20 protein-coding genes are annotated in these 19,668 nt (G+C 50.7%); 7 read left to right on the top strand and 13 right to left on the bottom strand.

What is annotated here, in order from left to right; all coding sequences use genetic code 11:
• Window positions 1-34 precede the first annotated feature (34 nt).
• The 5 genes from ACFQ88_RS34845 (at window position 35) to ACFQ88_RS34825 (ending at window position 3,869) form a co-directional block, all read left to right on the top strand.
• Window positions 35-1,390: a glucose-6-phosphate isomerase gene (locus ACFQ88_RS34845; protein ID WP_379461931.1), complete on the top strand. Its 1,356-nt coding sequence runs from the start codon at window positions 35-37 to the stop codon at window positions 1,388-1,390.
• 130 nt (window positions 1,391-1,520) lie between these two features.
• Window positions 1,521-2,159: a YigZ family protein gene (locus ACFQ88_RS34840; protein WP_239635583.1), complete on the top strand. Its 639-nt coding sequence runs from the start codon at window positions 1,521-1,523 to the stop codon at window positions 2,157-2,159.
• A gap of 129 nt (window positions 2,160-2,288) precedes the next feature.
• Window positions 2,289-2,933, top strand: a complete 645-nt coding sequence (locus ACFQ88_RS34835) for a TetR/AcrR family transcriptional regulator (RefSeq protein WP_239630010.1) — start codon at window positions 2,289-2,291, stop codon at window positions 2,931-2,933.
• Window positions 2,934-3,215: 282 nt separating this feature from the next.
• Window positions 3,216-3,440: a DUF1128 domain-containing protein gene (locus tag ACFQ88_RS34830; protein WP_379461928.1), complete on the top strand. Its 225-nt coding sequence runs from the start codon at window positions 3,216-3,218 to the stop codon at window positions 3,438-3,440.
• A 144-nt stretch (window positions 3,441-3,584) separates the two neighbouring features.
• Entirely contained in the window at window positions 3,585-3,869 is a 285-nt protein-coding gene (locus ACFQ88_RS34825) for a hypothetical protein (protein ID WP_379461926.1), read from the top strand.
• 54 nt (window positions 3,870-3,923) lie between these two features.
• Here the strand turns inward: ACFQ88_RS34825 and ACFQ88_RS34820 are convergent, their stop codons facing one another.
• The 8 genes from ACFQ88_RS34820 to ACFQ88_RS34785 all read right to left on the bottom strand — a co-directional run bounded on the left by ACFQ88_RS34820 (window position 3,924) and on the right by ACFQ88_RS34785 (window position 13,466).
• Window positions 3,924-5,036 (bottom strand): GerAB/ArcD/ProY family transporter, encoded by a 1,113-nt coding sequence (locus ACFQ88_RS34820; protein ID WP_379461924.1) that lies wholly within the window; start codon window positions 5,034-5,036, stop codon window positions 3,924-3,926.
• A 15-nt stretch (window positions 5,037-5,051) separates the two neighbouring features.
• Entirely contained in the window at window positions 5,052-5,279 is a 228-nt protein-coding gene (locus ACFQ88_RS34815; RefSeq protein WP_379461922.1) for a hypothetical protein, read from the bottom strand.
• Window positions 5,280-6,470 carry a Ger(x)C family spore germination protein gene (locus ACFQ88_RS34810; protein ID WP_379461920.1) on the bottom strand — a complete coding sequence of 397 codons (1,191 nt, stop codon included), beginning with the start codon at window positions 6,468-6,470 and terminating at the stop codon, window positions 5,280-5,282. It abuts the gene before it with no gap.
• Complete coding sequence (locus ACFQ88_RS34805; protein WP_379461918.1) at window positions 6,467-8,056, bottom strand: spore germination protein; 1,590 nt, start codon at window positions 8,054-8,056, stop codon at window positions 6,467-6,469. The genes ACFQ88_RS34810 and ACFQ88_RS34805 overlap by 4 nt, the downstream gene beginning before the upstream one ends.
• 207 nt (window positions 8,057-8,263) lie before the next feature.
• A complete protein-coding gene (locus tag ACFQ88_RS34800; protein WP_379461916.1) occupies window positions 8,264-9,460 on the bottom strand; it encodes a YecA family protein in 1,197 nt (398 codons plus the stop codon).
• 262 nt (window positions 9,461-9,722) lie between these two features.
• Window positions 9,723-11,261 carry an ABC-F family ATP-binding cassette domain-containing protein gene (locus ACFQ88_RS34795; protein ID WP_379461914.1) on the bottom strand — a complete coding sequence of 513 codons (1,539 nt, stop codon included), beginning with the start codon at window positions 11,259-11,261 and terminating at the stop codon, window positions 9,723-9,725.
• Between the two features lie 416 nt (window positions 11,262-11,677).
• Window positions 11,678-12,280 (bottom strand): DUF2087 domain-containing protein, encoded by a 603-nt coding sequence (locus ACFQ88_RS34790; protein ID WP_239630001.1) that lies wholly within the window; start codon window positions 12,278-12,280, stop codon window positions 11,678-11,680.
• 271 nt (window positions 12,281-12,551) lie between these two features.
• Complete coding sequence (locus ACFQ88_RS34785; RefSeq protein ID WP_379461911.1) at window positions 12,552-13,466, bottom strand: Rossmann-fold NAD(P)-binding domain-containing protein; 915 nt, start codon at window positions 13,464-13,466, stop codon at window positions 12,552-12,554.
• Window positions 13,467-13,675: 209 nt separating this feature from the next.
• Here ACFQ88_RS34785 and ACFQ88_RS34780 point away from each other — a divergent pair, with 209 nt between their 5' ends.
• Entirely contained in the window at window positions 13,676-14,407 is a 732-nt protein-coding gene (locus tag ACFQ88_RS34780) for an aminoglycoside 3'-phosphotransferase (RefSeq protein WP_379461909.1), read from the top strand.
• 13 nt (window positions 14,408-14,420) lie between these two features.
• Here ACFQ88_RS34780 and ACFQ88_RS34775 read toward each other — a convergent pair whose 3' ends face one another.
• The gene (locus ACFQ88_RS34775) at window positions 14,421-14,963 is read right to left on the bottom strand and encodes a histidine phosphatase family protein (protein ID WP_379461907.1); all 543 of its coding nucleotides are present in this window, start codon (window positions 14,961-14,963) and stop codon (window positions 14,421-14,423) included.
• 179 nt (window positions 14,964-15,142) lie between these two features.
• Window positions 15,143-15,796 carry a FusB/FusC family EF-G-binding protein gene (locus ACFQ88_RS34770; protein ID WP_239629997.1) on the bottom strand — a complete coding sequence of 218 codons (654 nt, stop codon included), beginning with the start codon at window positions 15,794-15,796 and terminating at the stop codon, window positions 15,143-15,145.
• Between the two features lie 335 nt (window positions 15,797-16,131).
• On the opposite strand from ACFQ88_RS34770, the gene ytfJ reads away from it, so the two are divergent.
• Window positions 16,132-16,545, top strand: coding sequence for a GerW family sporulation protein (gene ytfJ / locus ACFQ88_RS34765; protein ID WP_379461905.1), 414 nt, complete (start codon window positions 16,132-16,134; stop codon window positions 16,543-16,545).
• On the opposite strand, the gene ppk1 is transcribed toward ytfJ, so the two are convergent.
• The 3 genes from ppk1 to ACFQ88_RS34750 all read right to left on the bottom strand — a co-directional run bounded on the left by ppk1 (window position 16,532) and on the right by ACFQ88_RS34750 (window position 19,577).
• Window positions 16,532-18,703 carry a polyphosphate kinase 1 gene (gene ppk1, locus ACFQ88_RS34760; protein ID WP_379461902.1) on the bottom strand — a complete coding sequence of 724 codons (2,172 nt, stop codon included), beginning with the start codon at window positions 18,701-18,703 and terminating at the stop codon, window positions 16,532-16,534. The two genes, ytfJ and ppk1, sit on opposite strands and share 14 nt — an antisense overlap.
• A gap of 213 nt (window positions 18,704-18,916) precedes the next feature.
• Window positions 18,917-19,279: a glycine zipper domain-containing protein gene (locus ACFQ88_RS34755; RefSeq protein ID WP_379461900.1), complete on the bottom strand. Its 363-nt coding sequence runs from the start codon at window positions 19,277-19,279 to the stop codon at window positions 18,917-18,919.
• Window positions 19,280-19,367: 88 nt separating this feature from the next.
• Complete coding sequence (locus ACFQ88_RS34750) at window positions 19,368-19,577, bottom strand: hypothetical protein (protein ID WP_379461898.1); 210 nt, start codon at window positions 19,575-19,577, stop codon at window positions 19,368-19,370.
• Between the last annotated feature and the right edge of the window lie 91 nt (window positions 19,578-19,668).

Raw genomic sequence — 19,668 nt, 5'->3', positions numbered from 1 at the left:
CAGATTGGAAAGCGAAATTATAGGAGGATGAGAAATGAGCGCCAAACTGAGTTTTGACTACAGCAAAGCATTGCCATTCATTCAACAGCATGAAGTAGATTACCTTGCTGGGCCGATCCGGCTCGCGCACGAGCAATTACATAACAAAACCGGTGCAGGCTCCGATTACCTTGGATGGATCGACCTTCCGGTCAATTACGATAAAGAGGAATTCGCCCGCATTCAACAAGCGGCCAAACAAATTCAATCCGATTCGGACGCGCTGGTCGTCATCGGAATCGGCGGATCTTACTTGGGCGCGCGCGCCGCTCTCGAGATGCTGTCCCATTCGTTCTACAACCTGATGCCTAAAGGCCAGCGCAAGACGCCGGAAGTGTACTTCGTGGGCAACAACATCAGCTCCACCTATGTAACCCATTTGCTGCAGCTGCTTGAAGGCAAAGATATTTCAGTCAACGTTATTTCCAAGTCGGGCACAACGACGGAGCCTGCGATTGCGTTCCGTATTTTCCGTGAGCTGCTGGAGAAGAAGTACGGCAAGGAAGCGGCGCGCAAGCGGATTTATGCGACGACAGACAGCTCCAAAGGCGCATTGAAAAAGCTGGCGACGGAAGAAGGCTACGAGTCCTTCATCATTCCTGACGACGTAGGCGGCCGCTATTCCGTGCTGACAGCGGTAGGGCTGCTGCCGATCGCGACGGCAGGCATCGACATTGAAGCGATGATGAAAGGCGCAGCGGATGCGAGTGAGGACTTCTCGAGCCCGAACCTGGCGGAAAACCTGAGCTACCAATATGCAGCGGTGCGGAACGCACTGTATCGCAAAGGCAAGACGACGGAAATTCTCGTAAACTACGAGCCTTCGCTGCACTTCGTATCGGAGTGGTGGAAGCAGTTGTTCGGGGAGAGCGAAGGGAAGGACAACAAAGGGATTTACCCGGCGTCGGTTGACTTCTCTACGGATCTTCACTCGATGGGGCAATTCATTCAGGAAGGCAACCGCACCTTGTTCGAAACCGTGATCCAGGTAGCCGATGTAGCTGATCACATTACGATCGGAACGGATGCCGACGATTTGGACGGGCTCAACTTCCTGAGCGGCAAGACGATGGATTTCGTCAACAAAAAAGCGTTCGAGGGTACGATGCTGGCGCATACCGACGGCGGAGTACCGAACCTGATCGTCACGCTGCCGGATATGAGCGCTTATACATTCGGCTACATGGTATACTTCTTCGAAAAAGCATGCGGCATCAGCGGCTATTTGCTGGGCGTCAATCCGTTCGATCAGCCGGGCGTTGAAGCATATAAGAAGAACATGTTCGCATTGCTGGGCAAACCAGGCTATGAGAAGGAAAAAGCCGAGCTGGAAGCAAGGCTGTCGAAGTAATAGCCTCGGAAAAAGCGGTTCACCCCACGGGTGTGCTGCTTTTTTCCTTCCCGAGCTTTGCGGGTAGAGTGCTCAGCAAGCACGGATGAGAGCGCAAGCAGCAGCAATAATGAACAAAGGGGGCTTCGGAATGCTGAACCGGTACAAGACGGTCAAGCAATTCGGCATCGACGAAATTGTGATCAAGAAGTCCCGTTTTATCGGTCATGCCAAGCCGGTAGCGACAGAGGAAGAAGCGATCCAATTCATTGAGAGCATCAAGAAGGAGCATTGGTCGGCGACGCACAACTGCTCGGCCTATATGATCGGGGAGCGGGATGAAATCCAGAAGCAGTCCGATGACGGGGAGCCTAGCGGCACGGCCGGTAAGCCGATTCTGGAGGTCATCAAGAACCAGGGGCTCAAGAACGTAGCCGTGGTCGTCACGCGTTATTTCGGCGGCATTATGCTGGGAGCGGGCGGATTGATCCGGGCTTATACGGACGGAGCCGTAGCGGGCTTGGCCGCGGCCGTTCCTGTGTACCAGGTGCTCCATAAGGAAGTCATGATCGAGATTGATTATACGTGGCACGGCAAAGTGGACAACGAGCTGCGCAACCGGAACATGCTGATGGGGGAAACGTTGTTTACCGACAAGGTGACGCTGACCTGTCTTCCCTTGGCGGAGGAAGCGGACTCGTTCATCGCCTGGATGACGGACGTGACCCAGGGACAGGGCATCATCCTTCCGGGAGCCGAACGATATATTGAGCATACGGAACAGCCATAATTTACACTTATGGCTGTTTACTGTTTTTTCTATGGCTAAAATGATATTTTCTCTTGCTTTGCTGCATGAAAGTGATAAACTATTGAAGTAAGAAAGACTTATTCCAATAGGAAAGCGAGTTGAATCGCATTGGCCAGAAAAGCAGTGGCACAGGAACTGAGCCGCGAACGGATACTGGAGGAAGCGAGGCAGCTGTTCGCTGAACACGGTTATCATACTTTAACAATGCGCAGTATTGCAAAGGCAATGGGTTACAGCCATGGCGCGTTGTATTATCATTTTAAAGAAAAAGCGGAGCTGTTTTATGCTTTAGTCAATCAAGACTTTCAAATGCTGCTGGACAGACAGAAGGAGATGCTAAGCCGTACCCGGATGGGAGACCTCGGTCAGCTGGAGAGGCTGATGCTGGAGTTTATTCGATTCGGCTTGGAGAATCCATACCATTATGAAATTATGTTCATGATTAACGATTCCGATCTGCAGCTGTACGCAAGAACCGAGCAGGCGCAATGCCTCGAGCTGTTTGCGACGGTCATCCGTTCCGTTATTGCCCGCCACCCGGGGAACGAGCAGATGATGTACAGCATGCCTTGGAGCTTGTTCATGTCCATGCACGGCTTTATCTCGTACAATATCCGCTACCGTCAAAGCTTTGCCGACGTGAAGAAGCTGGCGGAGCAGCATGTCAAATATTTGTGCAGCGGCTTGACGCCTGCGTCTGCTGCCCAGCCGGTTCCTCAGCAATCGCCACAGCTTGTTCACGTAGCTTTGTAAGCGCTTGGAATGGCAGTACAGACTGCTTCCTCATGATCCGTCACGGACACATGTTGATGTACAGCAAGGCGGCCGGTCTGTCGGAACCCGCTGGCTCAATACGTCTGGACCGTCGGCATAGGAGCTGAGCTGCATGAAAGGCTTGTGCGCGAAGTTGTCCGAATCGTGGTACAATGAGATAAGCCAGCCGGATAACATGTGGCGCAGGAGGTGCGCCGGGGACGCGCGTCCTTCGGTCGGACGGCTGTTGAGCCTCTTGCTGCGGAAAGGACAGGGACACGGATGAACTTATCTCAGAATTCGTTGGAAAATACGGAGTTTATGATCGAGGAAATCAAAAAGAAGCTTCGCATGGCTACAGGAGCCGCATTGAAGGCTACGGTGCTGAATGACGAGCAATATGAGGATTTGCGGGACATTTATGAAATGGTAGCCAGCAAGTCGAACTTCAGTATCAGCGAAATCGAAGCGATTACTTCGGAGCTCGGGCGGTTACGCAAAGCATAGCGAGAGTAACCGGGCTAATCTTCTATATTTGGCCGAGTAGGGACAACTGAACAAGCAATCGTTTGTCTCCCTCCGTACTATATAGCGTAGTTCAATGAATCAGGACATTTGTCCTGCGCTTATATTGATGGAGGTGGACATACCGTGCAGAAGTCAGTTCTTAAAAAGGACGTCCAGAAGTTGATCGGAAAAACGATTTACGCAATGAAAAAAGACGGTACTCAAGTCAGCGGAAAGCTTGTTCGTGTAAGCGGCAACCAGCTTGTCCTTGCGCCGCAAAAAGGCAAACAAGTCAAAACGTCGGCAATAGTACCTCTTGTTTTGTTTGACTTGCTGGCTATCGGAACGGCCCCTTATGCCTACGGCGGTTATGGATATGGCGGCGGCTTCGGTTATCCATACGGCGGATTTTACGGCGGCTTCTGGTAAGCCGCAGGACCTCGGATTCACCGCAATAGCAGTCTAGCCTGCAGTAACCTAAGCTTATCCGCGCCCTTCGTCGGCCTGCGGGTGAGCTTTTTTTCGTCCCGAGCGAATTCGATCGACGAGCAGATACAATACGGGAATCAGCTCTAGGGTAATGACAAGTGCGATCAGACTGCTTATGATCACCTGATTGGTTTCGGCGGTAGATTCTACTATAAACAGGGAGACGCAGGTGACGAGCAGAACAGTAGAGAGCGTTAAGGGCCTATGGTCTTTTAGCGAAAACAGATGCGACAGGTTGATGATGACAAGATAGAACAGGAAGCTGATTTTTATGAACAGGCCGGTGATCCACAGGGCGATAAGAACGGGATCCAAATTTTCGAAGAAAGCGCTGGCATGAATATACCGGATCAGCTCCAGCTCGGGATAGGAGAGGTAGCTCATGAGCTCGGGGCCGAAGATGAGTATGGCCGGAACGATGTTGGTCAATATGATGAGAGCGGCCGAAAAGGTGGCCCATATGACCGTTTTCATGGTCTTTTCGAAATTCGAGATTTTAGGAAAAATGTACAGCAGAAAAGCCGTTTCTCCAAAAAGAGAAGCGTTGGCCCACATGCCGTTCCATGTCTGCCGAAAATCAAACCGGTTCACCAGAGCTAGCAGCATTTCCGTGTTCATTTCTTCCTTGACGAAAAAAGGAGTGATGAGTACGCCCAGAACGCTGATGAAAAAGATGCCCTGAGCGCTTCGGAAAATCGTCTCGATTCCGCAGCGGACGGCGGCAACGAAGCATAAGCTGAACAAGGCTCCGATCGCCCAATTCGGCGTCCCCGGCAAGTACACTTGAATGATGAAATCCTCCAAGTCATGCATAATAAAGCCTGTGGTGAACATCAAGCCGACGATCAGAAAAATCAACAGCGGATAATGCACCCATTTGCCTACAATCGTTTTGCCATAATCGCCAAAGTATTGATCCGGGCGTCTGCGGGCGAGACGAATCGACATACAGCTGATCACCAGGGACAGGCATCCTCCCAGAATAATGCTGATCCAGGTCATGTAGAGAGACGACTTGACGACGTAATTGGCGTACAACCCGAGTGTGCTTGTAAATAAATAGATGGAAAACATCATGTACAGCTGTAATTGAGTGATTTGCCTCACTACGGCCGCCTCCTTTCAGGGACCTATTTTTATCCATTGCTGAACGGGGCTGAAGACGGCCTGGATCCCGTCGGTGATTGTCCATTGTTCCCTGATAAAGTAGAGCACTTCAAGACAAAGCAAACAAAACGCCGTATAGCCCAGTACGATAAGGATCGTTCTTTGCTTGCGCCGTTTGGAACGCAAATACCGCCATTCGTAGCATGCGATGAGTCCGTACAAAATGACCGCCATGACCGTCATTTAGTTCCCTCCGATCCAGTTGGTCTGCTGCTGGGTTCCCAGGTATTTGATATGGATGTCGGCATTGACGTTGACAGGAACCTGCTTGTCCCCATAGAGCTCGATCCAACGGGACTTCATTGCTTGCCAATGCTTCGGGTAACGCCACGAAACGTGCTGGCCGAACTGAAAAGCATCCGCCTTCATTTCGATGGTCTTATTAATCATATCCATGATTCGCTTTTGAACCGCCGCTTCGAGAAGGCCCTCGAGAATGTTTAATTGACTGGGGTCTTCCACGTTCAAATCCGTATTCGAGGCCAAGATTCTGGCCACTCCGCTGCATTCAATTCCGATATGGACTTGATCGTTTTGGAGGTAAGGCTTGATTTTGGTAAAGCTGTGCTCGACATAAAAGCTAACTGTGCCTTCATTCGAAGGGGAGGCTACCGTCATTTCCGCATTTTCCAGCTGCCCCAATACCCATAAGGCCCCCCGCATGCCCTTTACGCCGACGGTTGCCGCCAGTTTGGTCTGACGGAAAATCGCGGCTCCGCCGACTCCCATCCAATCTTGTATTTTGCCCGGCTCGCTTTGAATGGCTTTCGGGGTAAACGAGAGCAGCGGCAATACCATGTCTCCGCCGCCGGTGACATCAGCCATCAGAAAGTCCTTTACGGTAGTATTAATGGTTTCATGCTGCCGAACATAGGCGGTCAATATATCAATAGGAAACCGTTCGAAGACCACGGGGATGCGAGAGAGCTCTTTCCCTTGCCCTTCGGTTACAAACATGCTGGCGTTAATATGGATCCGCGGTTCTCTGGCCAGAAACTGCAGCACTTGTCCAATTCCCTCCTGGGCCAGCTCTTTCCCAATAATCACGACACTGGTTTGCCCTAATGTGATTTTACGCGACAAATCAATCTGGATGTTGCGAAGAGCCTGCTCCACATCGATGCCTTCCTTGGAAACAAACGTATAGGGGGCTCCTTTTTGCTGGCCTCCGCTGGTCATGCCGGGGATCATCCGGTTAGGCAGCGGAAACCCGACGGTCAGCTCGATGCCTTTCTTGCCTTTATCGAAAATGAGCAGCCGTGCAAAGGCGCGGTCGTTCAATTCAACGGTAGACCAGCAGCCGGTCAACGGAATAAGGATCGAGAAGGCTCCAAGGATAATCACGATACGCTTGATCAAGGTCCTCGTTCTCAATCCTCGTCCTCCTCCTCTTCACGCACCCATCTGCGGGTTTGCTGACCTTGCCGCCGGGTTCCCGGGCCTTGCAAGGACGGCCTGCGCTTCATCAGCCACCAGGGCGATCTAACGAGCGTATCCTTCAAATCGCCGGGAACTAATGGCGTAATCGGCGATAAATACGGGGTGCCGAAGGAACGGAGCGAAAGCAGGTGCAAATAGACCAGGATTAAGCCGCAGGCAATGCCGAATAGCCCGAATATTCCCGCCAGTAGCATAATGGGAAAACGGAGCAGGCGGAAGGCAAGCCCTAGGTCGTAGTGCGGGATTATGAAGGAAGCAATACCCGTCAAGGAGACGATAATGACCATGGCTGCCGATACGATCCCCGCTTGGACTGCAGCGGTACCGATGATCAAGGCGCCGATGATCGACACGGCTTGGCCTATGGACTTAGGGATGCGGATAGCCGCTTCGCGCAGCGCCTCGAACGCCAGCTCCATAAGGAAGGCTTCCACCAGAGCCGGAAAGGGCACGATCTCCCTGGACGAGGTGATGGTAATAAGCAGCCGCTTCGGGATAATCTCGGGATGAACGGTAGTAACCGCAATATATGTCGACGGAAGCAGCAGCGAGATGAAAATAAACACAAACCGGATCCAGCGAATCCAGGTCGACGAAATGTAACGCTGGTAATAATCCTCGGCGGATTGCATCAGCATGAAGAAGGTGACCGGCGCAATCAGAACGATCGGCGTACCGTCCGTTACGACGGCTATGCGGCCTTCCAGCAGCGAGGCGACAACGATGTCGGGCCGTTCCGTATACTGCAGCTGAGGAAACGGCGAATAAGGGTTATCCTCAATGAACTCCTCCAAATAGTTGCTGCCCATGACTCCGTCGATATCGATCTCCGACAGCCGCTTCATCAGCTCCTGCACAAGCTCGGGCTTGCATATTCCTTCTATATAGGTGACGACGACATCGGTTTTCGTCCGCCGCCCTATTTTCAGAAATTCCATCTTCAATTCCGCCGTCTTGATTCTGCGGCGAATCAGCGTCGTATTCGTTTGCAAGGATTCCACGAACGATTCTCTCGGGCCGCGAATGACGGATTCGTTAGGGGCTTCATCAATCGCCCGTTTTTCGTAGGAGGTGACGGGGAAATTCAGCATGCGGACGTCGCCTTCGACAAGGAGCAGGGCGTGTCCGTCCAAAATCGCCTGCAGCCCTTGCTGCATCGAGGTTTCCACTTGAAGCGACGTGACGGGAAAACGGCCGTAGTCAAACAGCTGCCGCCGCAAGTCAGCTCCATCGGACGCAGAAATATACAAGACGGCCTTCAGCACGTCCTGCTGCAATGTTTCCTGATTAACCATGCCGCGAATAAACACCAGAGCGCACGGCTGATCGGCGGCTGCCGTAAACGTACGGTACACGATATCGGCATTGTTGTACAGCTTGCTTTGAAGCCAGCTCAGCCTGTCTTCTATATGAACGGATACGGAAGCTTCTTCCTCTAACAGTTGGGTAGAGGGCTGCGGCTGCCGTTCCTGTCGGGGGGATGTCTTGATTTTGCGCCTGAACCATGAGTAAACCGACATCGCTTATACCTCTTGAGTGGAGTCTTCGTTTGTTTAAGGGTTTGCCAAAGCTCGTTTTATTATTCTTAATATGGAAATCAACCCAGTTTTCGGAGCGAGGCCGTCATGACGTTCATCTGGGTGAACATAGAAAAGCCATCTCTTACCGTAATGGATAGAGATGGCTTTTGCTGGGGGAAATATAAATTTTACTGACTTATCCGGAAGCTACATTCCGCAGCATTTCTTGAATTTTTTGCCGCTGCCGCATGGACAAGGATCGTTACGTCCAACTTTTTTCCCAGTAGAGAAATTGATTACGTCGGCTTTTGGCGCCGTCTCGCCATTCTTGCTCGCGGAAAGCTCGCTTGGAGCATAGCCTTTGATAGACCATTGCTTCGTATTGTTGTGCAGCGTGATTATGTGGCTCATGAAAGACTTGACCAAATCCAGTTCATTGATTTGCAGGACGCTCTGCAAAAATTTGAACAGGTCGTTCGGGGAGTGCCCGAGCCGGATGCCGTATACGCATTGCTCCACGAGATGATCCGCTTCTTCAGGCGAAATCGTGAAGGTTTTGCGCAAAAAGGTAATGAACGACTGATAGCTTGGATTCCGGTCGACGAAATCCGGCTCTCCTGCCTGAAGCAGCTGCGCCTTGGTAAACGGGCAATAAGGCAGATCCTTGCGCGCTTCATGCTCGGCATGCAGCTGTTCGGCGGCACGCACTTTCCCGTAGGCCAAGCCTTTGGATGTGAAATACAGCTGCAAATGGAAATGAGCCGCTTCCATCAAGACAGAGTGTGATTGGTAATACAGCGGCTTAACGCCGGTATGGCGCTCGATCATAGCCGACCATTCATCGGTACTGAGAACGCCGTAGTAGTGCAGCAGGCCCTGCGTAAGCTGTATCAGCTCCGTATTGCTCCGTACTGACTCCTGAATTTGGCTGGAATCCAGCTGTTTGTAGCTTGCCATGATTTCCTTCGGAATGACCAGCGTTCTTTTCCCTTGGTACGTGCCGGAGTAAATCAGCCCTCTGTTTTTAAAATAATCAAGCTGATGAAGCTCCAGCGGCATCATAGCCAGTCCTCCGCGATCAGCCAAATGCTTGAATATTTTGTAGCGCGTTTCGTCCCACTGGTGCACCTGCAGTGCCAGCAAGGCCGGAATTTTCTCGGCCAGAACGGCGGCGAGCTCTTGCTTTTTCAACGAGCTTATGCCTTTAATATCCCATTGGGCGCGAATCTCGGATAATTCGTTTTTCGTTAAGGTGTTGAAATACTCGGCTAGCGTAAACGGGATGCTGATGTCGCTCCAACGCTTATCCGTCTCTTTCTCTACCGTTTTTTTGCGCGGTTCCTTGGTCTGTCCCAAGGCGTTTGACAGCTTTGTCTCTTCTTTTGCGCTCAGCTGCTTGTCCATTATGTTCTCTCCCTTTCTGAGCAGGTAAAAGCCCCCGTGGGTTACTAGGGGGTAGTTGTCCATACTATGAGATTTTATCGGAATCCATCCGTACAGTTTGAAGATAGACGTCTGCCGCGTCTAACTGCTCATTGGACATTATAACATAGATCGCACCGATTATATCATTTGCTCGTAATCCAAGGTTGAAATACCGTGTCAAGGAGCCGTAGAGGCCCCTGTGACACGTTCGTGGTTACAGTGAAGGGGGGAGATGGACCGGTTATTTGCGGCTCCAATCCTGCACATTCCACACCTGGGTTACCCAATCGGCATAGAAGTCCGGCTCATGCGATACGAGCACAATCGTCCCTTTATACTGCTGCAGCGATTGCTTGAATGCTTCTTTGGCCCGAGCATCGAGATGATTCGTCGGCTCGTCGAGCACGAGTACATTGCAGGCAGTCAGCATCAGCCTGCACAACCGGACCTTGGCCTGCTCGCCACCGCTCAAGGAGCTGATACGCTGCCGGATATGCTGCTCCGTCAGACCGGACATCGCCAGCGCCTGGCGGATGTCCTTCTGCGTAAGGTCCGTACGGTACGACAGCAGCAGCTCCAAAGGCGTCTCCTCCGGCGCCAGCTCCTCCTGCGCGTAATACGCCTTCGCAACCCGCTCGCCCCACAATACGACGCCGTCTATCGGCTGCAAGTAACCGAGCAGCGTTCTTAGCAGCGTCGATTTGCCGACGCCGTTATAGCCGATGACGGCGATTTTGTCTCCGCGGCGGATTTGAAGCTCCATCGGGGCGAGCAGCGGTTCACGGTAGCCGATCGTTAGCCCGCTGGCCTCCATCACGCGGGTCACGGGCTCGGCATGAACGGAGAACGAGAAGCGGGGCCGCGGCGCCGCATTCGGTCTTTCGATCCGTTCCATTTTATCCAGTGCTTTCTCGCGGCTTTTCGCTTGCTTTGCTTTACGGATTTTGTTCTTTTGAATAAAGCTCTCCAGCCGGTCGATCTCTTTTTGCTGCCGAATATAGGCGTTGTGCAGCTGCTCCTTGTTCTGCTCATAAGTCTTGAGGAAATTGGCATAATTCCCTGCGTACCGCTGGATAGTCCGGTGCTCCAGATGATAAATCGAAGACGTAATTACATTCAGAAACCGTTCGTCATGCGAGATTACGAGATAAGCGTGCTCGTAGCTTTGTAAATACTCAATGAGCCAGTCGATGTGCGAGTCGTCCAAATAATTCGTCGGCTCGTCGAGCAGCAGCACATCCGGCTCCTCCAGCAGCAGTCTTCCTAGCAGCAGCTTCGTGCGCTGCCCGCCGCTCAGCTGTCCGACATCTCTGTCGAGCCCCAGCTCGGCAAGACCTAATCCGGCCGCAACCTGCTCGATTTTGGCATTCAAGCCATAAAAGCCGGCCAGCTCCAGCCGGTTTTGCAGCTCGCCGTAGCGGGTCAGCCAGTGCTCCAGCCTGCCGTCGGCCGCCGCCATCCGTTCCGCCGCCTCCATCATCGCTTGCTCGATCTCGTACAGATGGGCGAAGGCGGTTTGCAAATATTGCAAAATCGTAGTGCCCGACTCCAAGTCGGTATGCTGCTGCAAATAGCCGATTTGGATATGGGGCAGCCAATCGATTCGTCCCGCATCAGGGATCAATTCTCCTGCCAAGATCCGCAGCAGCGTTGATTTGCCGGCTCCGTTGCTTCCGACAAGTCCTGCATGCTCGCCTCGAACCAGCCGGAAGCCAATTTGATGAAAAACGATTTTATCTCCGTAAGAATGGGTCACTTGCTCAACATGTAACATACTCATATTCGTTCTCTCCTTTTTGCGCTTTGAGGGTTCAAAGCCAACCGGGAGAACAGCTTAACAGCGCCGCTGGACTGCAATGGATTGCAATAGGCTGCAGTAGTTCGCAGCAGCTCGCAGCAGCTCGCATAGATAAAGGCATATTCGGTTCACACCGCATTCTGGCGTCACAAAAAATGGGCAAGGCGAACAAACGCCTTACCCATACAAATACGATTTGTAAGAAAGGAATAGGTTCTTTATCTAACTGCTCTTCGGTTGGCTTATAGCTGAAAATGGGCAGACTTCTCCCGTTTACGCCAAAACCCGTTGAAGAACAGTCGATAAAATTAGCATTCCTTTCCACCTCGTTAAAAGTAATTTGGAGTCATACGCTAACAGTATACTTAGCGGTTCCGGATCATGTCAAGGAGAGGCCGTCACGATAGCGACTCCCAGCGCGCCCAAAGCTCCTCCGGATTCACTTCATAAACCTCGTTTTCTCTGTACATAAACTGGTGCATAATGAATTCCCTGCGGATCGTGGCGTAGTCTTCATGGAAGCCGGAGATGAATTCATTCAGCTCCTTCTCGGTGTACTTCCTGCCTTTATCCAGCTGCGAGACGAGACGCTCGAGGACGATCAATTTTTTTTTCAGCTGGGAAGGGAGATGCTTTAAGGCACCGTCGGCCGTAAAAAAGTTTTTGATAACGGAATGCTCCAATAGCTTATGCTGTTCGTCCAGCATGTCCATTCCTCCCGGAGTGCCTTTCCGATAGATGAAATCGGACGTGGCGGTGGAATTGTTCTTGATAAAGTAATGGTTCAAGGAAAAAAAGATCGTATTCTTATCCCTGCGTTCGTTAATTAAACTGGCTTCCCGCAGCTTGGCGGCATGATGAGTGATCGTAGCGGGAGTGACGAATAATTTCTCGGCCAATATTTGGCCGTTCAGCTCTCCTTCGGCAAGCAGGACCAGCATTTTGATGCGTGTCGGGTCGGCCAGCGCTTTATGGTAGAGGACGATTTTATCCAGCTGCACAATAATACCTCCTTCAAATTAAATATAACAATCAATAAATTTAATCATTATCTAATTTAACAAATATCTAATAACATATTACTGGAAAATATTGCTGCTGTCAACGGAGCTTTTATGCATGTAAGGAGGAAGGAGTCTGGATGCTAGTGGACTGCGGCTGCCCGGACCGACAACGTCATAAGAACAGAAGAAGCGGATCCCACCCGAGAATGAAATCCACTTGAGTCAACACGGCTGATTCAGGAGGGAGGATGGCATAGACAAGGGGCTGTTAAGGCTGGAGCAAATGCAGCAGCAGTGACTTTTGAACGTGCATCCGGTTCTCTGCTTGCCGGTATATTATCGAACGCTCCGATTCAACGAGCTCCTCTTCGATTTCAAAGCCGGGATGTATAGGCATATCATGCATAATGTAAGGGGAATATCCGTTAAGATTCTTCCTGTTCAACTGATAAGGGAGCATCTGCTCGATTCTTCGATTTCGCTCTGTTTCATAACGAGGGTCGCGGAAAAATTCCATGTCGATCCATGTATCCGTATAGACAAAATCAGATCTCGAAACGGCTTGAGACAGCTCGTGTGCGTTTTCTACAAGCCCGCTTTGATAAGCAAGCTGCATCAGCTCGTCATCCCATGCCGGGCTGTTAACGATGGGGGTGACTAGCAGAAGCTTGATTCCCAGCGAGACGCATCCTGCTACCAAAGAGTTGGCAACATTGTTATGAATTCCGACATAAGTAACGGTTATTCCCGAGAAAGTTCCCGCTGTTTCGTAGATGGTCATGAAATCGGCTAATGCCTGGCACGGATGGTATTTGTCGCAGCATCCGTTGATCACCGGGACAGTGGAGTATTTGGCCAATTCCAGCAGATCGGAGTGATGTTTTAGCCGCGCCATGATGACATCGCAGTTCCTGGAAGCATAACGGGCTTCATACTGAATCGGGGAAATGCTGAAATTACTAGAATCCCAATCCATAGGGACAGCGTATCCTCCCATTTGATTCATACCGGATTGAAACGATAGGCTTGTTCGGGTCGATGTTTTTTGAAACAGCATCAGGAGGCCCTTTCTTTCACACGCATGGTAAAAAGACTCAGGATGCTTCTTTATCTCTAATCCTTTTTGAATAATGGAAAGAAGAGCAGGCTTATCCAGCTCTTTTAAAGACAACAGATGTTGCATGAGGTCACCCGCCTATGATTAGTATATTTATGCAAAATAATGAATATAAATTCAATTTAGCTTGGCGAGCCGTGTTTTGTCAACACATCCATCTTATCATTTCACTTGAGTATCTAATCGAGCAAGATTGGTTAGAAACGATTTATTCCATCAATCCGCCGGCATGGTTGTGGTAAAATTGGGTAAAGAAGTCATGGTGGGGTGAGCTTATGAAACGAACCGAGGTTTCCTTCGATATCCATACGGTACCTGCGGCGGTAAGGCAGCATATTGAAGGCGCTGTGATGTATGACAGCAGCTGCTCCGAGCTTGCAAGAACCTACCTGGCCATGGGCGCGGAGCGGACGTTCTTGAAGATCGGCGCGAAAGGCGCTCTGGAGCGGGAGTCGGCGATGATGCGGTTTTTGAACGGCCATAAGATCGCACCGAAGGTGATTGCCTATGAGACGGATTCGGCCAACGACTATTTGCTGACGGAAGCGGTCCCGGGCGAGGATGGAACAGAAGCTGTTCATTTGGAAAACCCCGCTAAGCTCGCTGCCGTATTCGGCGAATCTTTGCGGATGCTTCATACGCTGCCTGCAAAGGGGTGCCCGTACCCGGACAGGACGGCTGAAATGATCGAAGACATCAAGCGGAAGAGGGACAGCGCCGACATCTTATTCGAGTCCGGGTATCAGCCCAAGGACGACGTCATCATTCACGGGGACTACTGCCTGCCTAATATCATTATGGACCGGTACGCCTTCAAAGGATTTATTGACGTTGGCTTTGGAGGCATCGGCGACAAGCATTACGATTTGTATTGGGGGCTCTGGACGCTCCTGTACAATGTAAAGACAGACCGGTATCACGATATTTTCTTGGATGCTTACGGCAGGCAGGATGTGGACGCCGAAGGGTTGGACTATTTCACCAAGCTGGTTCAGCTGTCGGACTAGACTAGACGCTTGACTAGTCCTTCCACAATCGTGTCAGGGCGGGGGTACCATGTGCAAAAGTAAGCTGAAATACATCGGGATTGGACAATGCTTCCCATTCCTTGAAGCCGAAGCGGCTGTCGTAATAGTTCAGTAGGAGCGAGATCAGGTTGCCGTGGGAGACGAGAACGGCATTGGCATACTTCCCGGCCAGAATGTCCGTTACTACGCCGACGATCCGTGACGTGGCCGCTCTGCTGGATTCCCCGCCCTCGAAGCATAAATCCGGTTCATCGTACGTTCTGCGTAGCATATCGCGCCATTCGGGATGATGGTGACCCGAAAGGATTCGTTCCTGTAACCGGTCATCCAAGACCATGTCCATGCCGAGTGATTCCGCCAAAGGAGCAATCGTTCGGTAAGCCCTTACAAAAGGGCTTGAAACCATGTAATCTACTTGCTTATCCGAGAAGAAATCGACGAGCTGTCTAGCTTGATTCATCCCAAGCCCGGTAAGCGGGGCATCGGCAGCCTGTCCCTCGGCTTTGCAATGGCGTACTATGTAAATGGTCGTCAACAGCTTCAGCTCCTTTTAGTTAAGGTGAACGAGATGAACGTGAGAGAGTCCCTTTACCAGTGTGTCTGACCGGGGCTGTACAAAACGGAACTAATAAACAAGAGGAGCCGAAGCCCCTCTAGGTTTAGTCATGAAGTATGTCGAAATGTGACCTTGCCGGTCAGTCAGTCATCGATCGGCTAGCCTATTACATTTTGTATAAAAGCTTCCAAGCTCGCAGTATCCGTAATGTTGCGGTTGCATTCGTGACTATCTATGCACAAGTAGTTGCCTATTGCTTTGTAATAGTCGGGGGAAGCATTGGCCGGGCGCGATTTGGTCGTCGCTGTAAATAAGGTGACGTTACTGCTGCGGTTGCATAAGAAGCAATAGCCCTTCTTGTTGGTTGGCGAAAATTTGCCTTCGATCCCCACCGTCTGCCCCTGATAAGGATAGACTATGAACAATTTATTGGTGGAAATATCGATCCAGCCAAGATAGGTGGCGTACCGGTTATCTATCGAATGTAAATCGGGAAGCTTGAGCTTCTTGTTCTTCGGAAACAGCTTCGTAATTTGTTTCTCCGTGACCTGAGGAAACGAAGTCATATATGGTTCCAGAGAGCTCAAATACTTATGAAACTGCTCCGCGGTCTGCAATCCCTCTATTGCCTCGAACCTTAGCTTCTGTTCGTCCGTCAACTCTGGGAACAACTCCATAATTTTGGTTATGGTGCTGTATCTTACGGACTCCACTACTTTCGGGTCGGCAGCCGTTCGGCAAGCTTGCTCCAGAATCCCTACGTGGCGTTTAATAAAGTTATATTGATGGTTTCTAATATATGGTTGTGTCATGTGAGCTTCACTCCTTATTTATGTTAAAACAAGCCAAATAAGGTGCAAAGCCGAATATTAGAAACGATAATAAGCTCATTCGGGCGATATTTAAGAAGCCGCCCCATGCAAAGAATCGCCTCTAATTCTTAGGCTTTGCATGAGCCGATATGGTTACAGCAATCTCGAATTGCCATGCTTACCACCTCCCCTTTACCCCAAAACTATAAATTATTTGCCCTTTGATTACAATGGTCATTTTTGTTTTTTAGTTGTTTATTCGTTTAATCTGTATGGAGGATGACTACACTGGCTTGTAAAGCTTATCGAGAACGATATCGAGAGGTACAGCCAATATGCCATCAGAGCATCCATTACATTCGTTTGTCCAAACGGCGATGCAGCAATTGAAGGAAACGGTCAGTGTCAATACGGCCGTGGGGGATCCGGTTGTCGCCCCGGACGGAAGCATCATTATTCCGGTGTGCAAAGTGAGCTATGGCTTTGTTGCGGGAGGGAGCGAGCTAGGAATGTATTCTCGGGAGCACCTTGAGGCGGGAAAGCCGTTTGGCGGCGGTACCGGGGGAGGAGTGTCCGTAACGCCGCTGGCTTTTTTGATCATAGGAAAGAACGGGGTGCAGACGGTTTCGCTGGAGCAAGGAAACAGCCTGTACGGCAAAATGCTCGATTTGGCCCCACAGCTATTGGATAAGCTTCAGGCTATCCTTCTTCAATATACAGAGAAGCCGGGAGCAGCTAGTGATACATAACGGATCCGGGCTGTTGCTCATCCGCATAGGTTTCGAATGGGAAGCCGGCAGCCGATGACTCGTCTTGAGGACGGTCGGCGAGCCGGTTTTTCTTGTCGATCAGCAGCTTGGCGTCGGATTGGCTTCGGACGCGGGGGGCTTCGTTGTCCACCATTCGATATTGCCCGTCGGAAAGCAGCTGCCGAGCTCTTACATTGTCCTCCAGCAGCAGCGAAAGCAATTGGAAGAGAAGGGACTTCTGCTCCGTGTCGCTAACAGGACACATCAATTCAATCCGACGGTCTAGATTTCGCGTCATCATATCTGCGCTGGACAGCCAAATTTGCGGACTGCCGTCATTTTCGAAATAAAAGATTCGCGAATGCTCAAGAAACCGGTCTACGATGCTGCGTACCGTAATGTTCTCGCTTAAGCCGGGAATTCCCGGCCGCAAGCAGCAGATGCCGCGGACGATCAGATCGATATGCACACCGGCCTGCGAAGCGGAGTAGAGCATATCAATCATTTCACGGTTGGATAATGCATTCATTTTGGCGATCATGCGAGCCGGCTTGCCTGCGGAAGCATGCTCCGCTTCCCGTTGTATGCATTGGAACAGCTGCTGCTTTAGATGCGTAGGAGCGACGCTCAGGCAGTTCCAGCTCGGAACGGCGAATCCCGTAATTTTGTTAAATAAATTGGCTACGTCTTCTCCGATCTGCGGATTGGAGGTGAAAAGGCCGATATCCGTAAAAATACGGGCGCTGACCTCATTGTAATTGCCGGTCGCCACGTGCACATAACGCTGCAAGGATCCGGCTTCCCGGCGTACTACTAGCGTCATCTTGGCATGAATCTTCAAGCCCGCCAGCCCGAATACGACGTGGCAGCCGGCTTGCTCCAATTTGCGGGCCCATTCAATGTTTCTCGCTTCATCGAAGCGCGCTTTGAGCTCTACGACGACGGTCACCTGTTTGCCCATTTCCGCCGCGCGGCTCAGCGCCTGAATAATATGGGAATCGCCATTGGAGCGGTACAAGGTCATTTTGATAGCCAGAACGGACGGGTCGTTAGCGGCCTGCTGCACAAAATCATTCACGCAGTCAAACGATTCATACGGATGAAATACCATGACATCCCGGCTGCGCAGCACCGAGAAGAAATCGGCATGGCTCAGCTCCTGCGGATAGATCGGGTTGAATGCCGGGTATTTCAAATGATCGTATCCGGATAACGAGAAGGAGAAATCCATCAGAAAGCTTAAATCAATAGGCCCGCTGCTTGTCAGCAAGAGATGATCGTCGTCGATTTCCAGCTCCGCTTCCAGCAGCTTCAGCACATGAGGATTAAAGCTGTTTTCCAATTCCAGACGCACCGGCGCTCCCCATCTTCGGGTTTGCAGCGCTCTTTCCATTTCATCCAGCAAATCCTCTGCGCCTTCCTCATCCAGCGTCAAATCCGCATTTCGGGTCAGGCGGAATGCATGGAGGGAGACCGGCACATATTGCGTAAACAGCCTATGAATATGTTGTTTGATCAGTGCTTCTATGAGAATAAACCGTCTCTCAGGATGACCTTCCGTGGAGGAAACCTCGATATAGCGAGGCAGATTCGCCGGGATTTCGACCAGTGCGAGATGGGCTTCCGAATCCGGATCCGTCTTCCGCTGCTTTAAAATGACTGCGATATAGATGCTCTTGGAGCGGAGCAATGGAAAAGGACGGCTGCGGTCCACCGCCAAAGGAGTCAGCACCGGCAAAATGCTCTCCATATAATACTCCTCCAGCTGCTGCAGCTCGGCAGAATCCAATGCCTCCATATCCGTAAACATTATTCCGTTATCCTTAAGCTGCCCGCAAACCTGATGAAACGACTTATATTGATCCTCGACCAACGTATTTATCATTGCGATACTTTTGCGCAGCAGCGCTTCCGGCACATAGCCTGTAAAATCGGCGGTACGATCACCTGATTTCACTTTATCCATGATTCCCGCCACACGAATGCTGACGAACTCATCCAAATTGGTTGACACGATGGATAGAAACTTCATTTTTTCCAACAGCGGCGTGCTATGATGTTCCGCTTCCTGAAGAACGCGCCGGTTGAACTGCAGCCAGCTGAGCTCGCGGTTCATATAGCGGTTATCCGCTATCGTCAGGTCTGTTATGGTTTCCACTATAGCCAACACCGCCCAAACTTATTTTCGAAACAAGATCGATCTGAGCTTTTGAAACAGCTGCCAGGTTGCGCTGCAGCGAAACGAAATTACCGATTCCTCTTGATCCTGATTTAACATAGCCAACAGCTCCTATACGGAATGTAAAAAGAAGTGAAATAACCCGCTATACGACCTAGCGAGTTATTATGAAAGCTGTATAAATTCAGCCCGTTATTGCTGGTTAGGCAATACTTCCTCTGTTGTATGGACCGCGGACCTTGCCATATTATTCACTAAAGGATTGTTTACAAGAGCCTGTCCCGCTTGTTGACCGATAGTTTGTCCAAGGCTGTTGCCAAGCAAACCCCCGACAATCGAGCCGACTACTGTGCCTACACCCGGCATCACACTCGTTCCGAGAATGGCTCCATACTCCACTCCGGCCATAACGCCTAAAGCGCCGGTTACGTTACCGGATGTTTTCACCGCATATTGCTTCTTGTCCATATCTCCGCTGGTTAAGCTTCTGGTGTCTTGGAGTTGAGTCAGTCCCCCAGAGATAAGCCCTGTCCAAAGGGATCCGCCTTGCCACATATCCATCGTCTCCTTAAGTTATAAATAAGATTGTGATTAAAATTGTGCCACCGTTTTTGCAAACTATAACTGGAATAATCAAGGAGAATTATCCTAACCAATGCTCCGTCGGTTTGTCGTTTTCTGTGCTCTTAGTTTGCAGAAGGGACGAAGCTTCCTTGATTTGATCCGTTATCTCAAGCAGGGCACCAGCCCCTTTTACCGCAAGCTTACGTGCGGCCTTTCTCGCCTCCGGTGAAATTGCGAAAAGCACTCCGGCTGCCGCCAGCGCGATACCATATGGAAGTAATTTAGCCATAGAAAACTCACCTTTCCATCATTTTGTCTCAATGCAATTTCTAATCAGGCTTCCATAAAAATGCAATTTCTATTCCTGTCGAAATTTATCG

The sequence above is a fragment of the Paenibacillus sp. NPDC056579 genome (assembly GCF_042793215.1).
In the GTDB taxonomy this organism is placed as follows: domain Bacteria; phylum Bacillota; class Bacilli; order Paenibacillales; family NBRC-103111; genus Paenibacillus_S.
The sequence above is the reverse complement of the archived record's forward strand: the minus strand, read 5'-3'. Positions and strand labels throughout refer to the sequence as shown.